The organism is Cognatazoarcus halotolerans (assembly GCF_009800965.1).
Classification (GTDB): domain Bacteria; phylum Pseudomonadota; class Gammaproteobacteria; order Burkholderiales; family Rhodocyclaceae; genus Cognatazoarcus; species Cognatazoarcus halotolerans.
Genome location: NZ_WUAF01000054.1, coordinates 1 through 690, shown reverse-complemented (window position 1 = coordinate 690; position 690 = coordinate 1). Strand labels below are relative to the sequence as shown.

The following is a 690-nucleotide window of genomic DNA, read 5'->3' as shown; positions in this document are numbered from 1 at the left end:
TCGGGCTCATCTGCCCAAGGAACAGCTTGCCGCTGGCCGAGCAGTGCGCCGGCACCCGCGAGCCCGGGTGCAGGTAAAAGCGCAGCGGCGCCGGCGTCTCCACCCGGTCCAGGTACAGCACCTCGCTACCCGAGAGCGCCGTGATGTTGCAGCTCTCCCCCACTTCCTCGACCAGCTGACGCAGCACCGCGTGGCGCGCGCCATGCACCGTGTTGTTCAGCAGCAGGTTCTCCGCCATGCGCCGCAGCCGCACACCGGTGCTGTAGTGGCGGCCGTCCGCGTCCCGCTGCAGCATCCCCGCGCTCTCGAGCTGCTGCAGCATCCGGTGCAGCGTCGGCTTGGGCAGCCCCGTCTCTTCCACAAGGCTCTGCAGCGAGAACAGCTGGTCCTTGCAGGCAATCACTTCGAGCAGCGCAAACAGGCGCAGCGTCGGTGTGTCCCCGTCAATGCGGGCCGCTTCTCGGCTCAGATGTATCGCTTCGTTCATGGTGACTCCATCTTAGTGCAATTTCTGTTTTCGGTACAAGTCGTATCGTTTTTTGTATTTTCCCGTTGACTCTCGTTCATTCTCCCCCTACAGTTGCCTCCAATCTCACTTGCCGGAACATTCCGTACCGGTTTATGAGAAACAACCCTTACAGGAGACACACGCCATGAGCGAGCAAGCCAACCGTTCCGTGCCCGTCGGGC

Annotated in this window: 1 protein-coding gene; it reads right to left on the bottom strand. The window is 62.3% G+C overall.

Going from position 1 to position 690, the window contains the following annotated elements; all coding sequences use genetic code 11:
• Positions 1 to 487, bottom strand: a 487-nt coding sequence (locus tag GQB03_RS22625) for an IclR family transcriptional regulator (RefSeq protein ID WP_159694059.1), incomplete at its 3' end; no start/stop codon positions are given.
• Between the last annotated feature and the right edge of the window lie 203 nt (positions 488 to 690).